17 protein-coding genes and 1 pseudogene are annotated in these 23,871 nt (G+C 73.2%); 9 read left to right on the top strand and 9 right to left on the bottom strand.

Features of this window, described 5'->3' with window-relative positions; all coding sequences use genetic code 11:
• Positions 1-7 precede the first annotated feature (7 nt).
• Complete coding sequence (locus NEH16_RS29025; RefSeq protein ID WP_276598414.1) at positions 8-1,891, bottom strand: rhamnogalacturonan lyase; 1,884 nt, start codon at positions 1,889-1,891, stop codon at positions 8-10.
• 192 nt (positions 1,892-2,083) lie between these two features.
• Here NEH16_RS29025 and NEH16_RS29020 point away from each other — a divergent pair.
• Positions 2,084-4,155: pseudogene (locus tag NEH16_RS29020) on the top strand (SpoIIE family protein phosphatase).
• A 66-nt stretch (positions 4,156-4,221) separates the two neighbouring features.
• On the opposite strand, the gene NEH16_RS29015 reads toward NEH16_RS29020, so the two are convergent.
• Together NEH16_RS29015 and NEH16_RS29010 are read right to left on the bottom strand one after the other, a co-directional pair.
• Positions 4,222-4,713, bottom strand: coding sequence for a lamin tail domain-containing protein (locus NEH16_RS29015; RefSeq protein WP_265545926.1), 492 nt, complete (start codon positions 4,711-4,713; stop codon positions 4,222-4,224).
• A gap of 406 nt (positions 4,714-5,119) precedes the next feature.
• The gene (locus NEH16_RS29010; RefSeq protein WP_265545925.1) at positions 5,120-5,419 is read right to left on the bottom strand and encodes a DUF1876 domain-containing protein; all 300 of its coding nucleotides are present in this window, start codon (positions 5,417-5,419) and stop codon (positions 5,120-5,122) included.
• 168 nt (positions 5,420-5,587) lie between these two features.
• On the opposite strand from NEH16_RS29010, the gene NEH16_RS29005 reads away from it, so the two are divergent.
• Together NEH16_RS29005 and NEH16_RS29000 are read left to right on the top strand one after the other, a co-directional pair.
• Positions 5,588-6,421 (top strand): PP2C family protein-serine/threonine phosphatase, encoded by an 834-nt coding sequence (locus tag NEH16_RS29005; protein ID WP_265545923.1) that lies wholly within the window; start codon positions 5,588-5,590, stop codon positions 6,419-6,421.
• 66 nt (positions 6,422-6,487) lie between these two features.
• Positions 6,488-7,483 carry an MASE1 domain-containing protein gene (locus NEH16_RS29000; RefSeq protein WP_265545922.1) on the top strand — a complete coding sequence of 332 codons (996 nt, stop codon included), beginning with the start codon at positions 6,488-6,490 and terminating at the stop codon, positions 7,481-7,483.
• Between the two features lie 9 nt (positions 7,484-7,492).
• Here NEH16_RS29000 and NEH16_RS28995 read toward each other — a convergent pair whose 3' ends face one another.
• Positions 7,493-8,755: a D-arabinono-1,4-lactone oxidase gene (locus tag NEH16_RS28995; RefSeq protein ID WP_265545921.1), complete on the bottom strand. Its 1,263-nt coding sequence runs from the start codon at positions 8,753-8,755 to the stop codon at positions 7,493-7,495.
• Between the two features lie 465 nt (positions 8,756-9,220).
• Here NEH16_RS28995 and NEH16_RS28990 point away from each other — a divergent pair, with 465 nt between their 5' ends.
• Entirely contained in the window at positions 9,221-10,675 is a 1,455-nt protein-coding gene (locus NEH16_RS28990; RefSeq protein WP_265545920.1) for a sugar transferase, read from the top strand.
• 87 nt (positions 10,676-10,762) lie between these two features.
• Here NEH16_RS28990 and NEH16_RS28985 read toward each other — a convergent pair whose 3' ends face one another.
• Positions 10,763-11,740 carry a GDP-L-fucose synthase family protein gene (locus NEH16_RS28985; RefSeq protein WP_265545918.1) on the bottom strand — a complete coding sequence of 326 codons (978 nt, stop codon included), beginning with the start codon at positions 11,738-11,740 and terminating at the stop codon, positions 10,763-10,765.
• A 112-nt stretch (positions 11,741-11,852) separates the two neighbouring features.
• Between NEH16_RS28985 and gmd the strand changes: the two genes are divergently transcribed.
• The 4 genes from gmd to NEH16_RS28965 all read left to right on the top strand — a co-directional run bounded on the left by gmd (position 11,853) and on the right by NEH16_RS28965 (position 16,793).
• Complete coding sequence (gmd, locus tag NEH16_RS28980; protein WP_073969656.1) at positions 11,853-12,866, top strand: GDP-mannose 4,6-dehydratase; 1,014 nt, start codon at positions 11,853-11,855, stop codon at positions 12,864-12,866.
• A 146-nt stretch (positions 12,867-13,012) separates the two neighbouring features.
• The gene (locus tag NEH16_RS28975) at positions 13,013-15,259 is read left to right on the top strand and encodes a LamG-like jellyroll fold domain-containing protein (protein WP_265545916.1); all 2,247 of its coding nucleotides are present in this window, start codon (positions 13,013-13,015) and stop codon (positions 15,257-15,259) included.
• Complete coding sequence (locus tag NEH16_RS28970) at positions 15,256-15,969, top strand: hypothetical protein (RefSeq protein ID WP_265545915.1); 714 nt, start codon at positions 15,256-15,258, stop codon at positions 15,967-15,969. The genes NEH16_RS28975 and NEH16_RS28970 overlap by 4 nt, the downstream gene beginning before the upstream one ends.
• Positions 15,966-16,793: a glycosyltransferase family 2 protein gene (locus NEH16_RS28965; RefSeq protein ID WP_265545913.1), complete on the top strand. Its 828-nt coding sequence runs from the start codon at positions 15,966-15,968 to the stop codon at positions 16,791-16,793. The genes NEH16_RS28970 and NEH16_RS28965 overlap by 4 nt, the downstream gene beginning before the upstream one ends.
• Here NEH16_RS28965 and NEH16_RS28960 read toward each other — a convergent pair.
• Positions 16,765-17,955 carry a glycosyltransferase gene (locus tag NEH16_RS28960; protein ID WP_265545910.1) on the bottom strand — a complete coding sequence of 397 codons (1,191 nt, stop codon included), beginning with the start codon at positions 17,953-17,955 and terminating at the stop codon, positions 16,765-16,767. The two genes, NEH16_RS28965 and NEH16_RS28960, sit on opposite strands and share 29 nt — an antisense overlap.
• Positions 17,956-18,069: 114 nt before the next feature.
• Here NEH16_RS28960 and NEH16_RS28955 point away from each other — a divergent pair, with 114 nt between their 5' ends.
• Entirely contained in the window at positions 18,070-19,542 is a 1,473-nt protein-coding gene (locus NEH16_RS28955; protein WP_265545908.1) for a hypothetical protein, read from the top strand.
• On the opposite strand, the gene NEH16_RS28950 is transcribed toward NEH16_RS28955, so the two are convergent.
• The 3 genes from NEH16_RS28950 to NEH16_RS28940 are packed head-to-tail and all read right to left on the bottom strand — an operon-like array spanning position 19,517 to position 23,735.
• Entirely contained in the window at positions 19,517-20,755 is a 1,239-nt protein-coding gene (locus NEH16_RS28950) for a hypothetical protein (protein WP_265545907.1), read from the bottom strand. The two genes, NEH16_RS28955 and NEH16_RS28950, sit on opposite strands and share 26 nt — an antisense overlap.
• Positions 20,752-22,476 (bottom strand): lipopolysaccharide biosynthesis protein, encoded by a 1,725-nt coding sequence (locus NEH16_RS28945; protein ID WP_265545906.1) that lies wholly within the window; start codon positions 22,474-22,476, stop codon positions 20,752-20,754. Before NEH16_RS28945 ends, NEH16_RS28950 begins: the two co-directional genes overlap by 4 nt.
• Positions 22,473-23,735 (bottom strand): glycosyltransferase, encoded by a 1,263-nt coding sequence (locus NEH16_RS28940; protein ID WP_265545905.1) that lies wholly within the window; start codon positions 23,733-23,735, stop codon positions 22,473-22,475. Before NEH16_RS28940 ends, NEH16_RS28945 begins: the two co-directional genes overlap by 4 nt.
• Positions 23,736-23,871 lie beyond the last annotated feature (136 nt).

Below are 23,871 nucleotides of genomic sequence, written 5' to 3'. Positions count from 1 at the left end.
CGTCGGCTCAGGGGGTCCACACCGTGGGCCTCGGGGCGGCCGCCATGCCGTTGCCGAGGAAGAAACCGGGGTGCGGCGGCTGGTTGTACGCGGTGTTCTGCCAGGCCAGAGCGGTGCGGTAGGTGGTGTCGTGGAGCAGGGTGGTAATCCTGGTGGGGGTCTCGTACGGCGTGGAGTAGATCCGCAGCGCGGTGTTGTTCGTGGTCGCCCAGACCACCTCCTCGCGCCAGTCGCCGAACAGGTCGCCGGAGATGACCGGGGTGGCCTTGGTGCCGTTGCCGGAATGGACCGAGGCGCCGGTCAGCAGGCGGGTGTCGCCGGAGGTGCCGTACTTGTCGATGTGGGTGCCGTCCAGCAGTTCCCGGGTGGTGTCACCGTCCCACCAGGCCAGGAAATTGGTGCTGGAAGGCTTGCGGCTCGCGACCACCGTGCCGTGCGGGTCGCGTATCCCGGAGGCGGCGGACGACCAGGACTCGGCGCCGGGGCTGCCGGCCCAGATGTCGTCGCTGACCCCGCGTCCGTTGTCGCCCCCGGCGGGCGTCGACCAGATGATCTGCCCCGTCCTCGCGTCGGCCATCCAGGACGAGGGCTTCGAGCCGTCCTCGTCCACCTTGAACTCCTCCAGGCCCGGGCGCGACGGGTCCAGGTCGCCGACGTGCATGGCGTCGCCGTGGCCGTTCCTCGTGGTCCACAGGGCCCGGCCGTCGTCGTCCACGGCCATGGCGCCGTAGACGATCTCGTCCCTGCCGTCGCCGTCCACGTCGGCCACCGACAGCTGGTGGTTGCCCTGGCCGTCGTAGCCCCGGCCGGAGTTGGTGGAGCTGTTGGTGTCGAAGGTCCAGCGCCGGGTGAAGGCCCCGCCGCGCCAGTCCCAGGCGGCGATCACCGTACGGGTGTAGTAGCCGCGCGCCATGATCAGTGAGGGCCTGCCGCCGTCCAGGTAGGCGGTGCCGGCGAGGAAGCGGTCGACGCGGTTGCCGTAGCCGTCGCCCCACGAGGAGACGGTGCCGCGTGCGGGGACGTAGTCGACGGTGCCCATGGCGGCGCCCGTCGAGCCGTTGAACATGGTGAGGTATTCGGGTCCCGACAGGACGTAGCCGGAGGAGTTGCGGTGGTCGGCCGACGCGCTGCCGATCACGGTGCCCCGGCCGTCGACGCTGCCGTCGGCGGTCTTCACCGCCACCTCGGCCCGGCCGTCGCCGTCGTAGTCGTACACCTGGAACTGCGTGTAGTGCGCCCCGGAGCGGATGTTGCGGCCCAGGTCGATCCGCCACAGCCGGGTGCCGTCGAGCCTGATGCCGTCCAGGATCGTGTTGCCGGTGTAGCCGGACTGGGAGTTGTCCTTGGCGTTGGTGGGCTGCCACTTCAGTACGAAGTCGAGTGCGCCGTCGCCGTCGAGGTCGCCGACGGAGGCGTCGTTGGCCTCGTAGGTGTAGGCGACGCCGTCGGGGGTCGTGCCGCCCGGGGGCGGGGAGATGGGCACGTCCTTGTATCCGGCGCGGAACTGGACCGCGTGCGCGGAGTCGCCCTGCTCGACGCCGTCGACCACCGCGCGCACGGTGTAGTCGGCCGAGTTGGGCGCGCCGGTGTGGAAGTAGTTGGTCGAGCCGGTGACGGGCGAGGCGTTGACCTTCGTACCCGCGCGGTAGACGTTGAAGGCGACGGAGTCGGGGTCGGTGGCGAGCCAGCGCCAGCTGATGAGGTTGCCGGAGCCGGTGTGCACGCTGACGACGCCCCGGTCCAGCGCCTCCACCTGGCGTGCGGTCGCGGCGTGCGACGTGTGGCCGGTGACGACCAGTCCGGCGGCGGCGAGGATGCCGGCGGTGACGGCGCCGAGCAGGGTCCGGGTGGTACGGCGTCTGCGGGAGGTGCGAGGGTGCGCGAGAGCCACGGTACGTGCCTTCCGGAGTGGGGGGTGGGGTACTTCTCAGTGGCCGCCGGGCGCGGAAAGGTTGCCGCCTCCCGCGAGCCCGTGCGGCCTCACCCGTTCGGCGCCGCGCGGTGGCGGGCGGGGCGCGGGGGCACGCAGGCTGTCCGGAGAGCTGCCGATCGCCAGGGCGGCGGAGCCCGTTGGGGGTGCGACGTGTCGGACACCGGTACCACGGCCCCCGGTGCGGCCCCGGGAGACGACATGGCGGGGGCGCTGCTCGACACGCTGTTCAGCCAGTCCGCGGTCGGCCTGCACGTCCTGGACCTGGATCTCCGGGTGGTCCGCGTCAACGCCCTGACCGAGGTGGCGGACCCGGATCAGCTCCTCGGCCTCCACTTCACCGACGCCTACCGGCTGGACGACCCGGAGGAGGCGGAACACCTGCTGCGCCAGGTCCTGAAGACGGGCGCACCGGTGGTCAACCACGCGGTGCGCGGGCGCGTCGCCCGGGCCCCCGGCCCCTCTCGCCACCTGAACGTCACCCTGCACCGGCTGGACGCCGCGGACGGCCGCCCGCTCGGCCTGCTGGCGGCCGTGGTCGACGTCGACGAGCGGGACAAGGCGCACGTCCGGGCCGATGTGCTGGCCGCCGTGCGCCGGGGGGCGGGCCACTCCCTCGATGTGGCGGCGACCTGCGAGGGGCTGGTGTCGGCGCTGGTGCCCGCGTTCGCCGACCTGGCCGTGGTTGAGGTGGTGGACGAGGTGCTGCGCGGGGCCGACCCGCCGCTGAGCCCCTGGACCGGGACGTCCCGCTGCGGCGTGCGGCGGTACGGGGCACGGTGGCGGCGCCGGACAACCTGGTCGGTGAGCTGCGCCGGCTGCCGGAGGCGACCCCGTTCGCCCTCGCCGTCGCGGATCTGCGGCCCCGGCTGGTCCAGCTGGCCCCGGACACGCCCTGGCTGGACGCCGACCCGGCGACGCGCCGGATGATCGAGGCGACCGGGGCGCACTCGATGATCGTGGCGCCGCTGAAGCTGCACGGCTCCGTGCTCGGCCTAGTGAGCCTGTACCGGCACCGGGGCGACCCGTACAACGAGCGCGACCTCACCCTCGCGCTGAACGCCGCCGCGCACGCGGCGCTGAGCATCGAGAACGCGCTGCGCTTCGCCCGCGAGCATGTGATCGCCTCGACCGTCCAGCGCCGGCTGCTCCCCCAGCACGAGGGCGACCGGGTCGCGATCGAGACCGCGCACGTCCTGCTGCCGGGGCGCAACAGCGGCTGCTGGTTCGACACGATCGGGCTCTCCGGCGCCCGGACGGCCCTCATCATCGGCAATGTCGCCGGACACGGGTTGCAGACCGCCATCACCATGGGGCAGCTGCGCACCGTCATCCACGCGCTGGCCGGGCTCGACCTGGAGCCCGACGAGGTGCTGGCCCGGCTCAACGACACGGCGGACCGGCTGGTCGAGGAGCGGCGGTCGCTGCCGCCCGGGGACTCGCTGCACCGCCAGCCGCTGACCGCGACCTGCCTGTACGCGGTCTACGACCCGTTCACGCAGCTGTGCACGGTGGCGCGGGCCGGGCATCCGGCGCCGGTGGCCGTCGGGCCGGACGGGCGTCCGCTGGTGCTGGACGTGCCGGAGGGGCCGGCGCTCTTCTCGACGGACAGCGCGCCCTTCGCGACGGGCTCGGTGCGGCTGGACGAGGGCAGTGTGCTGGCGTTCCTCACCGGTTCGCTGCTGCCCGAGGAGCGGTCGGTGGATGGGGTGCGGGAGGCCCTGGCCTTTCCGGAGCGCCCGCTGCGGGACCTGTGCGACGCGATCGTGTACAACCTGCCGGCCGAGGCCGATCCGGACGGGGCCGCCCTGCTGCTCGCCCGGACGGGCGTGGTGCCGCCGGACCGGGTGGCGACCTGGGAGCTGGCCCACGACCGGACCACCCCGGCGGTCGCCCGCACCCTGGTCAGGGACCGGCTGGAGGGCTGGGAGCTGGACGAGGACACCATCGAGGCGACCGAGCTGATCGTCAGCGAGCTGATCACCAACGCGGTCCGCTACGGGACGCCGCCCCTGCAACTGCGGCTGCTGCTGGACCGCGCGCTGACCTGCGAGGTGCACGACACCAGCCCGGTCGCCCCGCATCTGCGGCACGCCCGGACGGTCGACGAGGGCGGGCGGGGCCTGTTCATCGTGTCGCAGCTCGCCAACCACTGGGGCACCCGCTACAGCACGAACGGCAAGGCGCTGTGGACGGAGCAGGACCTCCGGGACGACGACTCCTGACGGGCATACGGGTGCGGCGCACCCCGGCCGGTGGGCCGGAGTGCGCCGCGAGGTGCCGCCGGTGGGTCAGCGGCGGGGACCGTGGTGGCGGTGCCCCCAGGACTTGGAGTCGACCTTGTGGCCGTGCGCGTCGCGCAGGGTGGCCGTGTCGCTGTTGTCCCAGACGTAGCTGCGCCGGTCCTGGTAGACGTCGTGGCGGGTGTCGCGGCCGACGCCGGTGTGGACGCGCACCGAGGAGCGGCCGGGCAGGCGCAGGTCGAACTTGTAGGTGCGGTGGCTCTCGTCGCTGAGCGTCCAGCCGCGCAGGTTCACCGTGTGCCGCCCGGTGTTGGTGACGGTGACCCACTCACCGTTCAGGCTCCGGTTCGAGCCGTTGTCGCGACCGGGGCTGTCGTACTGGACCTTGCCCAGGACGACGGCCGAACGCGGGGCGTGGTGGCCCCGGCCGTGGTCACGGCCGTGGTCGCGACCGTCGGCGACCGCGGGGAGGGCGGCGGCTGCGACCAGTGCGCCGGAAGCGAGGACGGCGGCGGTGATCCGCCGTGCGGAACGGGACATGAAGACCCCTCAGGTGCAGGCCCGGACCGGTGGGGTCCGGGCGGTTCAACGTTCCCGGCGTCCTGCCGGGAGCCACACCTTGGACCCGTCGGCGGCCGTGCGGGAACGGCATCGGGGCGTGTTACGAAGTGCGGACATTTCCGTCACACACGGCTGTAGTCGGCATGTAGGGAAAGCTACGGGTACCTGTCAATTCCTGTCCGCTGCAACCAGCCGTACGGTGCCGGATTGACGGGGTCGTCCGTGCGGGCGACATGGCACGGCGCCCCGCCGGCGGCTCTGCGCGCGGGGCCTGCGGGTGCGTAACAAACAGACCGCGAGCCCTGTTGAACGCCCGTTCCGTTACCGCCGGAACGGGCGCACGGATGTTCCTTCGAACGCCGGGCGGGATGCGCTCGCCGTGTGCTCAGGCCGTGGCGTCCGACCAGGCGTAGGGCGGTGGCACCGGGCCGTCCTGGCGGCCGGCACCGGCCTCGCCGATGGCGCGGTCGGCCACGCTCATCAGCTGTCCGGCGACGTCGTGCATCGCGCGGCTCGCCGCGACCTCGTCGCCGATCGTGGGGACGTCGGGGTCCTGGGGGCTCAGCCGGGCGATCCCCTGGCCGGTGAGCCTCGCGGTGCCCGTGTCCAGCACCGCTTCCGCCTTGGTCGTCCCGCCCTCCTCGGAGAGCTCGACGCGCACCGTCCATTCCAGCGTGCGGTTCATCGCATACCTCCCGGCCCGCACCGGCCGGCGGGCGCGGGCCGACGCACGGGTCCACTTCCAGCATCCACCCGACCGGCCGCCGCCGCCCGCCCGGCCTGCGCCCGGCCCCCGCCGAAATAGGATGCAGGGACCCGGCCCGCCATCCCACCCGTCCCCGCGGAGCGGCCCATGAACCGGCGTCGTCCTTCCCGGTCGGCCAGCTCCGACGAACTGCTCACCACCCTCCACGACCTCACCTCCCGGGCCCGCCGCGAGGTGGAGCTGCACCAGGCCAGGGTGGAGCTGGCCGAGGCGATCCAGCGCGAGATGCTGCCCCCCGGCCTGCCCTCGGCGCCGGGGCTGCGGTCCGCCGCCCGGTACGCCCCGGCGCGCAGCGGCCTGGACATCGGCGGCGACTGGTACGACGGGTTCGTGCTCCCCGACGGGGCGCTGGCCTTCGCCGTGGGGGACGTCCAGGGGCACGATGTGGAGGCCGCCGCCTTCATGGGCCAGACCAGGATCGCGATGCGCGCCTTCGCGCTCACGGCCGATGATCCGGGCGAGGTCATGAGCCGTACCAACGACCTGTTGCTCGCCGCCGACACCGGACTGCTCGCCACCTGCACCTTCGTACGTCTCGACCCCGCGACCCGGGAGCTGCGCAGTGCCCGGGCCGGTCATGTGGCCGCCGTCTGGTCCACCGCCGACGGCCGGGCCGGCACCACGGACGACGAGGGCGGGCTGCCGCTCGGGGTGCAGTCGGGCGAGGAGTATCCGGTCACCACGCGCTCGCTCGGCGGCGAGGGGGCGTTCGTGCTGCTGACCGACGGGGTGGTCGAGGGTCCCTCGTACTCCCTGGACGAAGGGCTGGACGAGGTGGTGCGGCTCGTACGTTCCCGGGTGGCCGAGGACGCGGACGCGCTGGCCGACGCGGTCATGGGCTCCGCCGAGCGCACGGGGCACCAGGACGACGCGGCGGTGCTCGTGCTGCGCCACGGGGGCCCCGGCTCCGGCGGAGGGTGAGGCGGACCCCGGCCGCCCGTGCGTGTCACACCGCCGTCCGCCTCGGGCCGGTGTCTGATGAGAGGCGTGATCCACAGCGAGAGGAACCGCCGGTACCTGGTGGCGGTCCTGCGTGTCGTGGGCGTCGCCGCCGTCTACTACGGGGCGGCCCGGCTGGGCCTGCTGCGGGAGCTGACCGTCCATGGCGCGGTGGTGACGCCGCTGTGGCCGCCGACCGGGATCGCGCTGGGCTGCCTGCTGTACGACGGATTACGCGTCTGGCCCGGGATCGCGGTCGGCTCGCTGGTCGTCGTGGGCATGCTGGGCGGTACGGTGACGCCGTCCACGCTCGTCGTGGCGGCGGGCAACACGCTCGCGCCCCTCTGCGCGTACGCGCTGTTGCGGCGGACCGGTTTCCGCCGGGAGCTGGACCGGCTGCGCGACGGCGTCGTGCTGGTGTTCCTCGGGGCGATGGCCGCCATGGTGATCGGCGCGACCGCCGGGACGACGATGCTCGTGGTGGACGGCAAGCTGCCCGCCGGGAACTTCTGGTCCGTCTGGGCGGCGTGGTGGGCCGGCGACGTCATGGGGGTCCTGGTGGTCACGCCCGTCGTGCTGGTGCTCGGCCGGGTGCGGCCGCCCCGGTTCACGGACCGCTGGGCGGAGGCCGTGGCGCTGTCGGCGGTCGCGGTCGCCGGGGCACTCGTCGCCACCCGTAGCTCGCTGTCGATGCTCTATCTGGTGTTCCCGATCGTCATCTGGGCCGCCCTGCGCTTCCGGCTCGCGGGCAGCGCGCCGTGCGCTCTGCTGGTGTCCGTCCTGGCGATCGTGGCGGGGACGGACGGGACCGGACCATTCGCGGGGCACACCATCGTGGAAGTGATGATCAACCTCACGGTGCTCAACGGGGCCGTCGCCCTCACCGCCCTCCTGCTGGCCGCCATGGTCGCCGAGCAGCAGAACATCCGGCACCGCATCGAGCGCGCCTGCGAGGAGCTGGCCGAGGTGGTCGACCAGCTCGCCCCGGGCCGCTCGGCCGCCGCCTGGCCCTCCCGGGCCGAGGACGAACGCGGCAGCCGCTGACCACGCGGATCAGCTCCGGAAGTACCGGTCCAGGAACGCGTTGCGGAAGGTGCCCTCCGGGTCGTAGCGGCGCACCAGCTCCTCGAAGTCCGCGTAGCGCGGGTAGAGCGTGCGCAGCACCCCGGGGTCCGTGGAGAAGACCTTGCCCCAGTGCGGGCGGGCGCCGAACGGGGCCAGGGCCTCCTCGATCGCCGCGGCCACCGGCGCGACGGCCGCCGCGTCCGGGACCCAGGTGAAGTGGAAGGCCACCGAGTCCCGGCCGTGGGCGGGGCTCAGCCACAGGTCGTCGGCGGCGACGGTGCGGAGCTCGGAGACCTGGAGCACCGGGGCGATCCGGTCCCGCAGCCGGGCCAGGGCCTCGTAGGCGGCGACGGCGTCCCTGCGGGCCACGAAGTACTCCGACTGGAGCTCGTCGCCGTTGCTCGGGGTGAACTCCATCCGGAAGTGCGGCAGCCGCTCGTGCCAGGGCCCTGGCACACCCTGCTGCGCGGTGCAGTTCCCGGCGGGCATCCCGGGGATCGGGTGCCGGGGGCCGTCGGCGAGCCGTGCGCCCAGCCACTCGGCGGGCATCGCGGCCGTGGTGCCCCCGTCGCCCACCCGCTGCTTCAGCCACACCTGGCCGACCGGTCCGGGGCGCCAGTCCGTGAAGACGCTGACGCTGTAGGCGGCGGACACCACCTCGTCGAAGCGCGCGGTGAGTGTGGCCTCGGGCAGATCCTCGTACACCCACTGGCGCACCTCGAAGGCGGGTACGAGGTCCAGTTCCAGCGAGGTCACCACGCCGAGCGCGCCGAGGGAGACGACCGCGCCCGCGAAGTCCTCGTCGGTGCGCCGCAGGGTGCGCGTCCCTCCGTCGGCCGTCACCAGGGAGAGGGCGCGCACCGCGCCCGCGAGGGAGCGGTTGCCCACGCCGGAGCCGTGGGTGCCGGTCGCGACGGCGCCGGCGGCCGAGATGTGCGGGAGCGAGCCCAGGTTGGCCAGGGCGAGACCGTGCTCGTGCAGTTCGGCGGCGAACTCACCGAAGCGGAGTCCGGCGGTCAGGGTGACGGTCCGGCCGGGGACGTCGATGTCCACGACGCGCGGGAGTCCGGCGAGCGACACCTGGTCGCCTGTGGTGTCCGCGACGGTGTTGAAGGAGTGCCGGGTGCCCAGGGGGCGGACCGCGTCGGAGGCGGCGACCGTCTCGCGCAGTTCGCGGACGGATCGCGGCACGCACAGCCGCTTCGCGCCGAAGGTGATGTTGCCGGCCCAGTTCTTCTCCGCGGGGGTCACCGTGCGTCCCTCTTCCACTCATGGCCGGGTACGTGCTCCCGACACCGCATCCTCCCAGACCGCCCGGTGGCCGTCCGAGCCGAGCAGGCCGAATACCGCCCGCGCAACCGCGCGAGCACGTACGGTAGTTGGCGACCGAGGTACATATCCGCACACCAACCGTTTGGGCCATGGCACACATACCAACAGGTGCGCACAGAACCTGTGATCCGGTACGGATCGGGACGAGTCGCGGGACAACGTGCCTGTCTGAACTTCACCGGAACTCCAGCGAAATGCCATGTGTGTGGATATCGTGCACCGAGCGAGGGCGCGTCCGTCAGTCCACTGGATCGGCGGGTGCGCCCCGTTTGTGGCGATGCGACTGTGACTGGGGGGTTCATGGGGCATGTCGAGCTACCCGAATCCGATATACCGAGGCCCGTGGGACTGGCGGGAGCGCCACGTCCGCGGACCTCGTCGGGAATGCCGCGCGGCCAGGACATCGGCCGGCCGCGGCAGCTGCCGGACGTACGGCGGGAACGCGGCGCCGGGGCGCCCGGCAGGCGCCCGGGCCTGCTGCCCCTGGTGGTGTGCGCCGAATCCGCCGGGCTCGGTTTACCCGCCTGGCTGGTGCTCCGCGCCGACGGGCAGCCCGAGGCCCTGGCCGGGGCGTCCGCGGCCACCCTGGTGTGGTGCGGGGTGCGGGCCGCGCGGGGGCGGTACGTCCTACGTGCGCCGGGCCGTCCGCCCGGGGCGCTGACCACGCCCGGGGACTGGTTGCTGCTCATCGGTGTGCTGGCGGTGCTGTGGACCGCCCTCGACGCACCGATCGACCCGGGGGCGGCCGTCGTCGCCCTCGTCCCCGGGCTTCTGGCGGGGACGGGCATCTCGGGGGCGCGCCGGCTGGCCCGGTCCGGGAGGCGCCGGACGGCGCGCCGGGTGCTGGTGGTCGGCGAGGCCGCGGGGGTGGACCGGGCGGTGCGGCTGCTCACCTCGCGGGAGGACCACGGCTATCGCGTGGTGGCCGCCCTGCCGGTGGGCGCGGCGGCGCTGAGCTGCGAGGTCCCGGTGCCGGGGCGGCTGGCTCCGGCCCCGGCGGGGGACGACGCCTCGACGGTGCTGGGCGCTTCCTTCGCGCACGAGGCGGACCTCGCGCTGGTGGTCCCGGGTCCGGGGCTGGCCGAGGAGCGGTTGCGGCAGCTGACCTGGGGCCTGCACGACGGCGGTCTGGAGGTGTCGGTGCTCTCGCACCTCTCGGAGACCGCGGCGGACCGGATACGCCCCTCTTCGGCGGCCGGGCTCACCCTGCTGCACATCGTGCCGCCGCTGCGCCGGGGGCTCCAGCCGGCCCTGAAGGCGGCGGTGGACCGGACGGGGGCCGCCTGCGGGCTGGTCGCCCTGGCCCCCTTGTTGCTGCTGATCGCGGTGGCGGTCCGGCTGACCTCGGCGGGGCCGGTCTTCCACCGGCAGGTCCGTCAGGGGCGGCACAACCACCCGTTCGTCATGTGGAAGTTCCGCACGATGGTGGTGGACGCCGAGCGGCGCAAGGCGCGGCTCACCGAGGCCAACGAGAACGACGGCCCGATGTTCAAGATGCGCCGGGACCCCCGGGTGACCCGGCTCGGCCGGCTGCTGCGGCGCTCGTCGCTGGACGAACTGCCCCAGCTCATCAACGTACTCAAGGGTGACATGTCCCTGGTCGGCCCGCGTCCGCCGCTGCCGGACGAGGTGTCCCGGTACGACGAGCGGGAGTTGCGGAGGCTCGCGGTGAAACCGGGGCTGACGGGCCTGTGGCAGGTCAGCGGCCGGTCCGACCTCTCGTGGCAGGAGACGGTGTCGCTGGACCTCTGGTACGTCGACAACTGGTCGGTGGCCACGGACATGGGGCTCATGGCCCGCACGCTGCGCGCCGTCACCGACGGCCGCGGGGCGTACTGAGGGCGGGGGCGGATGAGGATCGGGGAAGGGGGCCGGGTGGTCCGCCCGTCGCGGACGGGAGCGGGCCGCCCGGCCGGGCGGGGGCGGCTACGCGGCCCGCTGCCGGAGCCACCAGGAGTACGTCTCCGCGATGCCCTCCTTCAGCGGGATGCGCGGTGCGAAGCCGAGGGAGGTCAGCCGGGAGACGTCCAGGAGTTTGCGCGGGGTGCCGTCGGGTTTGCCCGTGTCCCAGCGGGTCTCGCCCTGATAGGCCGTCACGTCGGCCACCATGGCGGCGAGTTCGCGGATGGTGAGGTCGTCGCCGCAGCCGACGTTGACCGGTGCGTCGTCGTCGTAACGCTCCAGCAGGAGCACGCAGGCGGCGGCGAGGTCGTCCACGTGCAGGAACTCGCGACGGGGGTTTCCGGACCCCCAGAGCGTGAGGGCGGGTGCGCCGGACTCGCGGGCCTCGTGGAAGCGGCGGATCAGGGCGGGCAGGACGTGCGAGGTCTCCAGGTCGAAGCTGTCGCCGGGGCCGTAGAGATTGGTCGGCATGGCGCTGATGTAGGAGGCGCCGTACTGGCGGCGGTAGGACTGCGTCTGCACGATGCCGGCGATCTTCGCCAGCGCGTACGCCTCGTTGGTGGGTTCCAGGGGTCCGGTGAGCAGCGCGCTCTCGGGGATCGGCTGGGGGGCGTGCTTCGGGTAGATGCAGGACGAGCCGAGGAAGAGCAGCCGCTCGGTACCGGCCGCGTGCGCACCCGCGATCACGCTCAGCTGGATGCGCAGGTTGTCCTCGATGAACTGCACGGGATACGTGCTGTTGGCCATGATCCCGCCGACCCGGGCGGCGGCCAGCACCACGGCGTCCGGGCGTATGCCGCGCAGGAAGGCGGCGGTGCGCTCGGCGTCCCGGAGATCGAGGCGGTCGCGGCCGCGGGTGACCACCTCATGGCCGTCGGCGGTGAGGCGGCGGACCACCGCCGACCCGACCAGGCCCCGGTGGCCGGCGACGAACACGCGGGCACCGGGGCGTAGCAGGGACGGGACGCGTTCCCGGGGAGGGCCGGGGAGATCTGTCGTCATGTTTTCGGATTGTGCCAGCAGCCGGGAGAAACGTTGATGTTTTGTCCCGGATCCCTCAGACATTGACATTCCATGACCAACTGCCTTGCAGCCGACCGCAGAAGGGGGAAACGTGGCGAAGACCGCGCTCATCACCGGGGTGACCGGACAGGACGGTTCGTACCTGTCGGAGCTGCTGCTCCAGAAGGGGTACACGGTCCACGGCCTGATCCGCCGCTCGTCCAGTTTCAACACGGAGCGGATCGACCACATCTACCAGGGCCCGGAGCAGGAGCACCGGTCCTTCGTGCTGCACCACGCGGATCTGGCCGACGGGGTCGCGCTGGTGAACCTGTTGCGGGACATCCGGCCCGACGAGGTGTACAACCTGGGCGCGCAGTCGCATGTGCGGGTCTCCTTCGACGCGCCGCTGTACACGGGGGACGTGACCGGTCTGGGCACGATCCGGCTCCTGGAGGCGGTCCGGGCCAGTGGCATCGACACCCGGATCTACCAGGCGTCCTCCTCGGAGATGTTCGGCGCGAGCCCGCCGCCGCAGAACGAACTGACCCCGTTCCACCCGCGCAGCCCGTACAGCGTCGCCAAGGTCTACTCGTACTGGGCGACGGTCAACTACCGCGAGGCGTACGGGATGTTCGCGGTGAACGGCATCCTGTTCAACCATGAGTCGCCCCGGCGCGGGGAGACCTTCGTGACCCGGAAGATCACCCGTGGTGTGGCCCGGATCAAGGCGGGCCTCCAGTCCCGGCTGCATCTGGGCAACCTGGACGCGATACGCGACTGGGGTTACGCCCCCGAGTACGTGGACGCGATGTGGCGCATGCTCCAGTGCGAAACCCCGGACGACTACGTGGTGGCCACCGGCGAGGGCGTCAGCGTCCGGCAGTTCCTGGAGTACGCCTTCGAGCACGCCGGCCTCGACTGGCGCGAGTACGTCCGCTACGACGCGAAGTACGAGCGGCCCAGCGAGGTCGACGCGCTGATCGGGGACGCCTCGAAGGCCGGGCAGCTGCTGGGCTGGAAACCGGCCGTACGGGCCCGGGAGCTGGCCCGGATCATGGTCGACGCCGATGTGCGCCGGCTCTCCGACGAACTCGCGGGGGCCGCCGTGCGCGTGGACAGATAGGACACGCCCCAGGACTCCGGCGCGCTCCCCCACCCCCACCGGCGACGCGGTGGGGTCGCACGCGCCGGCTCGGGCGGGGCTCCGGCCCCGCCCACTCGACCGCGGCCAGCGGGCCGCAAGCTCGTTCTCACCTTCGGAGCTGAATGATGAACCGAACCACGGGGCGCCGACGCGGCCGGACGCGGGCCGCGACCGCGGCGCTCGGCCTGCTCGCGGGCGCCCTGAGCGCCGCCGCCGCGGGCAGTCCTCCGGCCGCCGCCCTCACCGCACCCGTCTCGATCACCGCGGACGACCTGTCCACCTGGCAGACCAACGGCATCGTCTGGTCGATGGCCGCGTCCGACGACGGTGTGGTCTACGCGGGCGGCACCTTCTCCACCGTACGGCCGCCGGGTGCGGCCGCCGGGACCTCCGAGCAGCCCGCGGTGAACTTCGCCGCGTTCGACACCGCGACCGGGGCGCCCACCGGTTGCTCCCTGTCGTTCACGCTGTCCTCGGGGACCGCGACGGTCCGCGCGCTGGCCCTGTCGCCGGACGGTGAAACCCTGTACGCGGGCGGGCAGTTCGGTGCGGTGAACGGGGTGGGCGTCAGCAACATCGCGGCCATCGACACCGCCACCTGCACCCCGCGCCAGAACTTCAAGGTCGCCGTCTCCGCCACCGTGCGGGCGCTCGCGGTCACCGACGACACGGTGTACCTCGGGGGCGACTTCAAGAGCGTGGCGGGGCAGCCCCGCAACTTCTTCGCCGCCGTCACCACCGGTGCGGCGCTGAAGCCGTGGACGGCGAACGCGGACGAGGTGGGCCGGGCGGTGGAGGTCACCCCGGACGGGCAGCATGTGGTGCTCGGCGGGGACTTCTTCACCGTGAACGGCACCAGCTCGCACGCGCTGGCGGTGGTGGACGCCACCGGCGGAGCGCTGGACAAGAGCTACCCGGGCTTCATCCCGAACACCTCCACGGTGCAGGACCTCACCAGCGACGCCAAGCAGTTCTACACCGCCAACGAGGGCACCGGGGGCGGGGTGTTCGACGGGCGTATCGCCGTCGACCTCACCACGTTCAACCAGGTGTGGCGCGACACCTGCCTGGGCGCCACACAGGCCCTCCTGGTGCACGACGGGGTGCTCTACAGCGGCAGTCACGCGCACGACTGCGCGTCCATGGGCGAGTTCCCCGACCAGCCGCGCAAGCACCTGCTGGCCCAGTCGGTGGACGACCCGAAGCTGCTGCCGTGGTTCCCGGACACCAACGACGGGATCGGCGAGCCGGTCGGCCCGCGGGTGATGGCGCAGACCGACAAGGGCGGCCGCCACTACCTGTGGGTGGGCGGCGAGTTCACCACGGTCAACAGCAAGGCGCAGCAGGGGCTCACCCGGTTCGCCGACGGCCCGGACACGGGGGCGCCCTGGGTGCCGAACGTCAGCGTCTCCACGGTCGCCCCGAACAAGGTGGACGTGAACTGGCAGACCAGTTTCGACACCGACGACGGGGTGCTCACGTACCGGATCTACAAGGACGGGGCGGCCACCCCGGTCCACACGACGACGGGGTACTCCGTCTTCTGGGACCGTCCGCAGCTGCGGTGGACGGACACCGATGTGGCGCCCGGCGAGACCCACACGTACCGGATCACCGCGAGCGACGGCACCAACACCAGCGCGAAGTCGCCCGCGGTGAGCGCGACCGTGGCGGCCAAGGCGGAGAGCTATCCGGCGAAGGTCGTCGCCGACGGGGCGAGCCTGTACTGGCGCTACGACGAGGGCACGTCCACCTTCGCCGCCGACACCGGGCCGGGGCTGGACAACGGCTTCCTGCGCAACTCGCCCTCGTACCGGCAGACCCCGGCAGCGGTGGCCGGGCCCTCGACCGCCATCGGCTTCAACGGGTCCACGCAGTACGCGTACAGCAACCGCGGGCGGCCGCAGCCCACGGCGTTCTCCGTGGAGACCTGGATCAAGACCACGACGACCCGGGGAGGGAAGATCATCGGCTTCGGCAGCAACACCATGGAGCTGAGCGGCAAGTACGACAAGCATGTGTACATGCTCAACAACGGGCGTCTGACGTTCGGCACCTCCAACGGCGGCGGTCAGACCGTCAGCACCACCGGGGCGTACAACGACGGCGCCTGGCACCATGTCGTCGCCACCCAGGGTTCCGGTGGCATGGCCCTGTACGTGGACGGGCAGCTGCGCGCGTCGAACTCCCGGTACACCAAGAACCAGAGCTACACCGGCTACTGGCGGGTGGGCGGGGACAACCTCGCGACCTGGCCGAACCGGCCGACGAGCAACTTCTTCGCCGGCCAGATCGACGAGACCGCCGTCTACCCGACCGCGCTGACCGCCGCCCAGGTCAGTGCGCACTACGCGCTGAGGAACAGTGCATGAGGAACACGTTCCTGGCCGGCGCCGCCGTCGTTCTCGCGACGGTGGCGCTGGCCGCCTGCGGCTCCTCCTCCGACGACGGCGGCGGGGCCGGGGCCGGCAAGGCCGCGGGCCCCGCGGTTTCGAGCAGCGCGGCGCCGTCCGCGCCCGCGGCCGGAGCGGAGGCCGATCCCTCCGCGCCCGCCGGCCCGGAGGGCACCCGGAGCAGCGAGCCGCCCAAGATCCCCACCGACCGGCTGACGCCCGCGACCGGCACGTTCACCAAGAAGCAGAAGGAGTATCTGACCGACCGGGTGCCCGTGGGCATGGACCCGGCGGCGGTGCTCCAGACCGGGCAGGAGACCTGCGACCGGCTCGACTACCTGGTCAAGGTGGACCGGGACACGGCGGTGGGGGCCGTCGTGACGGGTGAGATCACCGGCGCCGAGCCCGCTGTCACCCATCTGTGCCCCCGGCACAAGGACCTCGTGGAGCGGGCCTCGCACGGGTACGCCGACGGTACGCACCGGGACGGCGAGCTGCGGCCGGGACGCTACCGGGACGTCTCCCCCACCGCGAACTGCACCTGGGAGGTGACCGGCCCGGGCGGGAAGGTACTGGCATCCGGCTCCTCGCACGACGGGAAGCGGACCACGCTCACGATTCCGGAGGCGGCGCTCGCCTTCACCTCCACAGGCTGCTGGGCCTGGCTGCCCGAAGGGGGCAACGGATGAAGAAGCTGCCGATAGCCGTGGCGATCCCCACGAAGAACGAGGGGCTGAACATCGCGGAGGCCGTGCGGTCGGTCATCGGCCATTTCGAGGCGGTGGTCGTCGTGGACTCGCACAGCTCCGACGACACCGCGAAGATCGCCGCCGAGTGCGGCGCCGAGGTCGTCCTGTACAGCTGGGACGGCGGGCATCCGCGGAAGAAGCAGTGGTGCCTGGACCGGGTGCGCACGGACCTGGACTGGATCCTGCTGCTCGACGGGGACGAGCGGCTGAGCCCCGGACTGCTGGACGAGCTGCGGGGGATCTTCGCCGATCCGGACGCGCCGAAGCCCGCCGCGTACGACATCCCGCTCGGCTACTGGTTCGCCGGGAAGCGGCTGCGGCACGGCTACACCATCCGCAAACGCTCGCTGACCGACCGGACCCGCTGCCACTACCCGGAAGTGGGCGATCTGGACGCGCCCGGCATCGGGGAGGTGGAGGGGCACTACCAGCCGGTCGCGCAGAGCACGGCGGCGCTGCGCCATCCGATCGAGCACCAGGACCTGGACCCGGTGACCGCCTGGTTCGAGCGGCACAACCGCTACTCGGACTGGGAGGCGTGGCTCAACCACCACCCGGAGGTGAAGGAGCAGGTGCGCCGCGCCAAGTCGCGGCAGGGGCAGCTGTTCCACCGGGCGCCGTTCAAGCCGCTGATGTCCTTCGCCTATATGTACGTCTACCGGCGGGGGTTCCTGGACGGGCGCGCCGGGTTCGACTTCGCCCTGGCGATGAGCTTCTACCGCTGGCAGATCGCCCTCAAGTCGCGTGCGCAGCCGTCCTCTTGATGCCTTCGCTTCTCCGGCGGACCACGTCCTCGTAGGTCCGCCGGAGGGTGCGGGTGACCACCTCGATGGTGAAGTGTTCGTTGACCAGCTCCCAGGCGGCCTTGCCCGCCTCGGCGTTGGCGCCCGGCTCGAGGAGTTCCAGGATGGCGCGCGCGACCTTGTCCGCGTTGGCGGCGTCCTCCCCGACGCGGCTGTCGATCACCCGGCCCGCCCCGGCGCGCGCCACATCGGGCCCGAGCCCGCAGGTGCGGGTGATGACGGCCGGGGTGCCGACGGACATCGCTTCCAGGACGGAGACGCCCAGGGGTTCCTCGATGGACGGCAGGACGTACACGTCGGCCTCGCGGCCCGCCGCCAGCACCTCCTCGTGGCCGAGCGGCCCGACGTGGTCCAGCGAGTCCGTCACGCCGAGGCGGCGCGCCAGTTCGAGGGTGCCGGGCAGGGCCCCGGTGTCCGGGCCCGCGAGGACGAAGCGGGCGTCGGGGTGTTCGGCGAGGACGGCGGGCATCGCGGCGACGAAGTCCTCGGGGCGCTTGCGCTCCTGGATGCGGGCGAGGAACAGCACGGTCGGCGGGCGGCCGGGCTCGCGGGCCGGTTTGAACGGCTGCGGGCGCACCCCGTTGACCAGGCGCACGGTCCGGGTGAGCGGCACGGGGGCGGCGACGGCGTTGACGTCGACGCGCTCGGCCTCGGTGAGGTGGAGGACCGCGTCGGCGCCGCGCAGCACCCGGCGGACGCCCAGGAGGTCGGTGAGCTGGGCGACCCGTTTCTCGGTCGGGTCGACCATGCCGTGGGTCTGGACGACCAGGGGGGTGCCGGTGGCCAGGGCGATGAGGGCGGCGGGCAGGGTGACCAGGTCGCGCATCAGGTGGACGTGGACGAGGTCGGCGCCGCGCATCATGCGGCGGGCGGTCCGCAGCAGGGCGGCGGAGGTGATCCCGCTGACCTCGAACACCGGCAGCAGGTGGCGGGCCTGGAAGAGGTGGACGGGGACGCCCTCCACCTCGCGGGGCAGGGGCCCGTCGAAGCCGTCGCCCAGCGCCATGATCCTCGCGTCGTCGCCCCCGGCGCGCTGCGCCTTGGAGAGGTTCAGGGCCACCCGGGTCGGACCGCCGAAGGCGTGGTCCGGGGTGTGCAGCGTGACGATGTGCAGGATCTTCACCAGGGTCCCCCTCGCCCTCGTTCCGGCGCTGCCCAGACTAGTCGCCACATCTCCTCCCGTGTGGTGATTCGTTAATGTGTGGCTACGCAACCGCGCTTCGGGAACGGGGAGTTGATGGCATCCGTGCATGAGGGTGCGGCGCCCTCCGCGACGGCCCGCCCGCTGTCCTGGGCGATGCTGTCGCGGGCGCTGGCCGTGCCGATCGTCCTCGCCCTGGTGTGCTTCCTGCCCGCGCTGATCGCCGCCCAGCCCGGGACCGGGGTGCGGGACACCGCGTACTGGTTGCAGCTCGTCCTGACCTGTTACGCGGGGGCGCGGCTCGCGACGATGATCCTGTCCACGCGGCGGCGGCTCCTCCAGGGCGTCTTCTGGATGTTCGTGTACATCGCGATGGGGGTGGCGCCGTTCGCGCAGGTGGTCATCGGGCAGACGCCGACGCCCGCGGTCGGGCCGCGCGCCGATCTGGTGACCGCCGTCGCGCTGGTCCTCGTGGGGTGCGCGGCCTTCGACCTCGGGGCGTTGCTGGCCTCGCGGCGTCCGCTGCGCCGCCGTCGCACGGCGCGCGGGGACGGGCACGGTGCCACCGCGCACCCGGTGCGGCTGCGGCTGCTGGTGCTGGTGGCGTTCGCGGCGAGCGGGTACTACGTGCTGAAGCTGGGCGGGCCCGCGGTCTTCTTCTCCAGCAGGCAGGAGATCAGCGCATCGGTCGCCGAGAGCGGGGTGGCGTCGGGCGAGTCCAATGTGGGCTCGGCGTTCCTGAAGGGCTTCGGCACGGTGCCGGCGCTCCTTGCGCTGCTGTTCTGCACGCGCAGGCTGGTGACCTCGCGCCGGGCCAGGCGCTCGCCGTCGACCGTCTTGGTCTGGTGCGGGCTGGCGGCCGTCAACCTGATCGTGAACAACCCCATTTCCAACGCCCGTTACTGGTTCCTGACGGTGCTGGTCTCGCTGCTGTTCACGGCCTTCCCGCGCAGTGCGGCGATGTACCGGTCGGTGCTGGCGCTCGGGGTGGTCGGGGCGCTGGTGCTGTTCCCCTACGCGGACCGCTTCCGGTACGACGACGAGGGGTACCGGCCGGTCCAGTCGTCCTCGGTGTTCGAGCCGCTGGCCACGAAGGACTACGACCAGACGGTGATGTTCGCCAACACGGTCACCTGGGTCGGCACCCGTGGGCACACCTACGGGCGGCAGCTGGCCGGGTCCGCGTTCTTCTTCGTGCCGAGGGCGGCGTGGAGCGGGAAGCCGGAGGACACCGGGGTGCGGGTCGGGCAGTGGATGGGGATGAACATGACCAACCTCTCCGCGCCGCTGTGGGCGGAGCTGTGGGTCGACTTCGGGATGGTGGGCCTGGTCGGCGGGCTGGCGCTGACGGGGTACGGGGCCGCGCGCACCGACCGGCGTTACGCACGGGCGGTCTCGCGGGACGGGCCGGGTCCGGGCAGCGTGCTGGCCATCGCGGCGCCGCTGATCGCCGGGTACACGTTCATCCTGCTGCGCGGGCCGTTGTTGCAGGCGGCGGGGAAGCTGGCGATCGCGGCCCTGTGCCTGGCGCTGGTGACGAGTTTCAGGTCCGGGCGGCGTCCGCGCTGATCCGCCCCGGCGCCCGCGCGCCCGCCCGGGTCAGCCGGGCCACCCGGGTCCAGGTCGCGACGGCCTTGCAGACGGAGCCCAGGCACAGGCCCCAGGCGGCTCCGGTCACCCCGCCGATCGCGTAACCGGTGGCGAGGAAGGCGACCGCGGCGAGCGAGAACACCACCTGGATCGAGAGCGTGGTGCGCGGGTCCAGGAGCCGGAGTGCCAGCAGTCCGCAGGTGCCGGCGGCCATCGCCGCGTACTGGCTGCCGGTGGCCGGGAGGAGCGCCGCCGCCGTGGGCCAGGTCGCGCCGAGCAGGTGGCGGCCGACGGAGCCGGGCAGCAGGGCGAGGACGGTGGCCCAGGCGGCGGCCGTCAGGGCCAGGACGGCGGCCAGCGCGGCGGTCGCGCGCACCCGGAGCCGGTCGGTCGCGAGGCGCCCGAGGAGCGGGGGGCCGAAGCCGGTGGCGGAGGTGAACAGCACGTTGAGCGGGCCGAAGAGCGTGGTGGCGCCGCGCAGGGCGCCCACGACGAGGGGGTTGCCGACGGCGCCGAGGCCGAGGACGGAGAGCTGGGAGGTGGCGTTGCCGACGCCGAACTCGACGACGAACCTCCGGCCGAGGTGCCCCTTCGCGAGCAGCGGCCGCAGCGCCACCGGGGTCCCCCTGGTCCTGCCGTGCAGGGCGGCCGCGGACAGCAGCAGCGCGGGAAGGGCGGAGAGCCCCCAGACCGCGACCAGCCGGGCGGCCGGGGCCCCGTGCGGCTGTACGGCCAGGGCGCCGATGACGCCGACCAGCCGGAGGGTGTCGGCGGCCAGGGCGAGATGCTGGGCGTGCAGTGTGGCGAAGGCGTAACGGGCGATGTCCTGCCCGAGCACCACCGGCAGGACCAGGCCCAGCGTCATCAGGGCGCGTGCCGTGGAGCCGGGCAGCAGGACGCAGACGGCGGCGAGCAGGCCGCCGAGGGCGGTGGCGGCGAGCAGCGTGAAGCAGAGGGCGGACCGGCAGGCGGACCGGGTGTCCTCGCCGCCGCCCCGGCGGAGCACGAGCGGCTGCCCCGTGAAGGCGCCGGAGACGCCGAGCAGGACGGTGAAGACGAGGTAGACGGCGGAGAAGCGGGCGAATCCGGCTACGGTGGAGAGCCGGGCGGCGGCCACCAGCACCAGGATGTTGGTGAGGGCGGCCACCCCCTGGTCCGCGACCGAGCAGACGATCGCGGTACGGGCTCTCATCGGTGTCCGGCCGCGCTGTTGCGGCCGCCGCGGCCGTCGTCCACGGTGCGCAGGCCGAGCGTCTCCGCGGGGTCGCCGGTGCGGCCGGCCACCTCGGGATCGCCGTACCTGCCGCGTGGGGCGGCGGGTTCCCGCGTGGCCGGCTGTCGCCCCCGCCCGTCCCGGGGCGCGTTGCGGCGGGCCCGCCGGTCCAGCCGGCCGTGGCCGGGGTGGAGCAGGGTGCCGAGGACGGAGCCGCCCGCCGCGCCGATGATCTCGCGGATGCGTTCGAGGTCGCTGCGGTGCACCTCACGCGGTTGGCAGACGATGACGACGCCTTCGACGCGGTCGACGAGGGCGACGGCGTCCGCGTACGAGAGGACGGGCGGGGCGAGCACGATGACGACCGCGCCGGGCCTGCCGCCCTCGGCGATGATGCGGCTGACGGGGGCGGAGGTCAGGGCGCGCGGCACGTTGTCGGTGCGGCGGCCGGCAACCAGGGTGAAGGCGCCGGACCCCGGCACGTCGACGTTGGCCCGGCTGTCGGACGGCCAGCCGCGGTCCTGGTTGCCCGTCGCCCAGCGGGGGCTGCGGCCCGGGTGGGCGGCGCCGAGATCGTCGGCCAGGGACGGGGTCCGCAGATCGGCCTCGACCAGCAGGACGTCGCGGCCCATCTCGGCGAAGGCGGCGGCGAGGTTGGCGGCGGCGGCCCGCGCCATGTCGTTGTCGCCCCGGGGCGCGGTCACCAGGAGGCGGCGGCGTTCGGCGAAGGACGGGTCGTAGGCCAGCCGGAAGGCGACCGCCCGGTACTCCTCGGCGAGCCTGCTGCCGGGGCGGCCGATCGCGAGCAGCGTGCCGGCGGTCGCGCGCTCCCGGGGCAGGGTGCCGAGCAGCGGGGCGCCCAGGGAGCGGACGAGTTCCCTGGTGGAGCGGACGGCCGGGTCGAAGACGAGCCGCACCCAGGACATCAGCAGCCCGAGGGCGAGTCCGACGACGCCGCCGAGTCCGAGGAGGAGCGGCAGGCCCGCCCCGGTGGGGTGCTGCGGGGCGACGGGCTTCTTGTTGAGGTAGCCGGGTGTGGTGTCCAGGGCGCGGAGTTCGGAGACCTTCTGGTTGAGCGCGGAGATCGCGACGATGAGGTTGGCGCGGGCGCTGGAGACGTCGTCGCCGGTGCCGGTCTCCTGCTCGGCGAGCCGGTCGCGCTGTTCGGTGAGGGGTTTGAGCTGGGCGCGGTAGCCGTCGACCATGTTGTCGATGCTGTCCTCGGTGCGCTCCCGGCGTATCTCCAGATAGGCCTCGGCGAGGGCTTCGGCCCGGGCCCTGGCCTGCTCGGGGGTGCGGCCGGTGTAGGCGAACTTGAGGACGAGGGTGTTGGGCGGGTTGGTGACCTGGAGCCCGGAGAGCAGGGCGCCGACCTCGACGGTGTCGCCCTGTTTGGCGAGCGCGCCGGCCGCGATGGTGCCCACGGCGTCGCTGACGGCGGTCTGGCGTTCGGAGCCGATGTTGATGCCCTTGTCGGCGGAGGCCCCGGCGGCGAAGGGGTCGGAGGTGGCGGACCGTACGGACACCTCGCCGGTGGCCGCGTAGGTGTCCTCCCCGCTCAGGGCGAGCCAGCCGCTGCCCAGGAGTCCGAGGAGCACACCGGTGACGAGCAGGGTCCGGTAGCGCAGGAGCTGGCGGAACTGGTCCCGGAGCAGGGCGGGTTCGTCCTGCTCGTCCAGGGCGCGGATCGGTTCGGTCATCGGCGTGGGCCTTCCCGGCCGTCCCGCAGGGCCTCGGTGAGCAGGGCGTCGAAGCGGGCCAGCGCCGCTTCCCGGCCCAGATGGCGGGCCACGTAGCGCGGCCCGTTGGCGCCGAGCGCGTCGGCCTCGGCGGGTGACTCGACCAGTTTGCGGACGGCGCCGAGCACGGCGGCCGGGTCCTCGGGTGCGACGAGGAGCGCGGCCCCGGAGCGCCGCACCTCCTCGGCGGTGCCGCCCTCCTCGGCCACGGAGGCGACGACGGGGCGCCCCGACACGAAGTAGGAGGTGAGCTTCGAGGGCACGCTCATGTCGAGCACCGAGGCGCGCTGGGTGACGGCGAGGACGTCGGCGGCGGCCAGGATGTCGGTGAACTCCGCCGCGTCGGCCGGGGGGAGGAAGTCGAGGTTGGGCAGCCCGGCGGCGCGGGCGCGCAGGGCGTCGCGCTGATTGCCGTCGCCCATCAGGACGATCCGGATCTCGGGGGCGAGCCGGGCCGCGTCGACCAGGACCTCCAGGCCCTGTTTGAGGCCCATGTTGCCGGAGTGCAGGACGACGGGGGTGTCCTCGCGCCAGCCGAGCCGGGCCCTGGTCGCGGCGCGGTCGGCCGAAGGGGTGCTCACATGGCTCCAGTTGGGCACCGTGCGGATGCGGCTCGGGTCCACCCCGTAGGCGGTGACCCGGGGCACGAAGCTCTCGTGGATGACGCCGACGAGGGTCGCGGAGCGCAGCGCGAACCGCTCGGCCCTCGCCGCGAGGGCCGCCGCCCTGTCCCCGCCCCGGATGCCGCTCTGGGCCGCGGCGGCACCCATCAGGTCCTGGACGACGGGGATGTACGGCACCCGGTGGCGGCGGGCGAGGCGGGCGCCGATGACCCCGCCGGCGAGGCTGGGCATCTGGGCGACCACCGCGTCGGGCCGGACGCCGGGCGGCGCGAGGAGGCCGTGTGCCAGGACGCTCCCCTCGAAGGCGGCTCTGCGCAGGGCGCTCTGCCGGGGCGGCACGTAGTGGCGCCTGCGGTGCACGGTGACACCCGCGCGCCGCTCCTCGGTGCGCCACACCCCCCGGTAGGCCGCGTCGGTCCGCCACGCCGGGTAGTGCGGCATGCCCGCGAGCACATGGGTGTCGGCGCCGGACGCGGCCCAGTGCTCGGCGAGCTGGGCGGCGTACGGGCCGATGCCCGTCAGCTCCGGCGCGTAGTTCGTGGAGACCACGAGCAGCCGGCGCCGCTCGAACGGTCTGTGGTGCTCTTCGTCTGCCATCGGACGATCGCCTTCCCCCCGGAGCCACCTGTGTTCCACCGACTGTGTCCACCGAGGAACAGCCCCAAAAGCGAGCTTATCCGTTCATGAGATGAGCAAGTGGTCTTCGCAGTAAGGTCGTTGGACTATCGCGGAC

This window comes from Streptomyces drozdowiczii (assembly GCF_026167665.1).
GTDB lineage: Bacteria > Actinomycetota > Actinomycetes > Streptomycetales > Streptomycetaceae > Streptomyces > Streptomyces drozdowiczii_A.
The sequence above is the reverse complement of the archived record's forward strand: the minus strand, read 5'-3'. Positions and strand labels throughout refer to the sequence as shown.

Coding starts and splice junctions, on each gene's coding strand:
- NEH16_RS28945 (WP_265545906.1), bottom strand. CDS start 22,476: ATGACCGAACCGATCCGCGCCCTGGACGAGCAGGACGAACCCGCCCTG.
- NEH16_RS28985 (WP_265545918.1), bottom strand. CDS start 11,740: ATGACGACAGATCTCCCCGGCCCTCCCCGGGAACGCGTCCCGTCCCTG.
- NEH16_RS28990 (WP_265545920.1), top strand. CDS start 9,221: ATGCCGCGCGGCCAGGACATCGGCCGGCCGCGGCAGCTGCCGGACGTA.
- NEH16_RS29015 (WP_265545926.1), bottom strand. CDS start 4,713: ATGTCCCGTTCCGCACGGCGGATCACCGCCGCCGTCCTCGCTTCCGGC.
- NEH16_RS28940 (WP_265545905.1), bottom strand. CDS start 23,735: ATGGCAGACGAAGAGCACCACAGACCGTTCGAGCGGCGCCGGCTGCTC.
- NEH16_RS28965 (WP_265545913.1), top strand. CDS start 15,966: ATGAAGAAGCTGCCGATAGCCGTGGCGATCCCCACGAAGAACGAGGGG.
- NEH16_RS29005 (WP_265545923.1), top strand. CDS start 5,588: ATGAACCGGCGTCGTCCTTCCCGGTCGGCCAGCTCCGACGAACTGCTC.
- NEH16_RS28970 (WP_265545915.1), top strand. CDS start 15,256: ATGAGGAACACGTTCCTGGCCGGCGCCGCCGTCGTTCTCGCGACGGTG.
- NEH16_RS28975 (WP_265545916.1), top strand. CDS start 13,013: ATGAACCGAACCACGGGGCGCCGACGCGGCCGGACGCGGGCCGCGACC.
- NEH16_RS29010 (WP_265545925.1), bottom strand. CDS start 5,419: ATGAACCGCACGCTGGAATGGACGGTGCGCGTCGAGCTCTCCGAGGAG.
- NEH16_RS28950 (WP_265545907.1), bottom strand. CDS start 20,755: ATGAGAGCCCGTACCGCGATCGTCTGCTCGGTCGCGGACCAGGGGGTG.
- NEH16_RS28955 (WP_265545908.1), top strand. CDS start 18,070: ATGGCATCCGTGCATGAGGGTGCGGCGCCCTCCGCGACGGCCCGCCCG.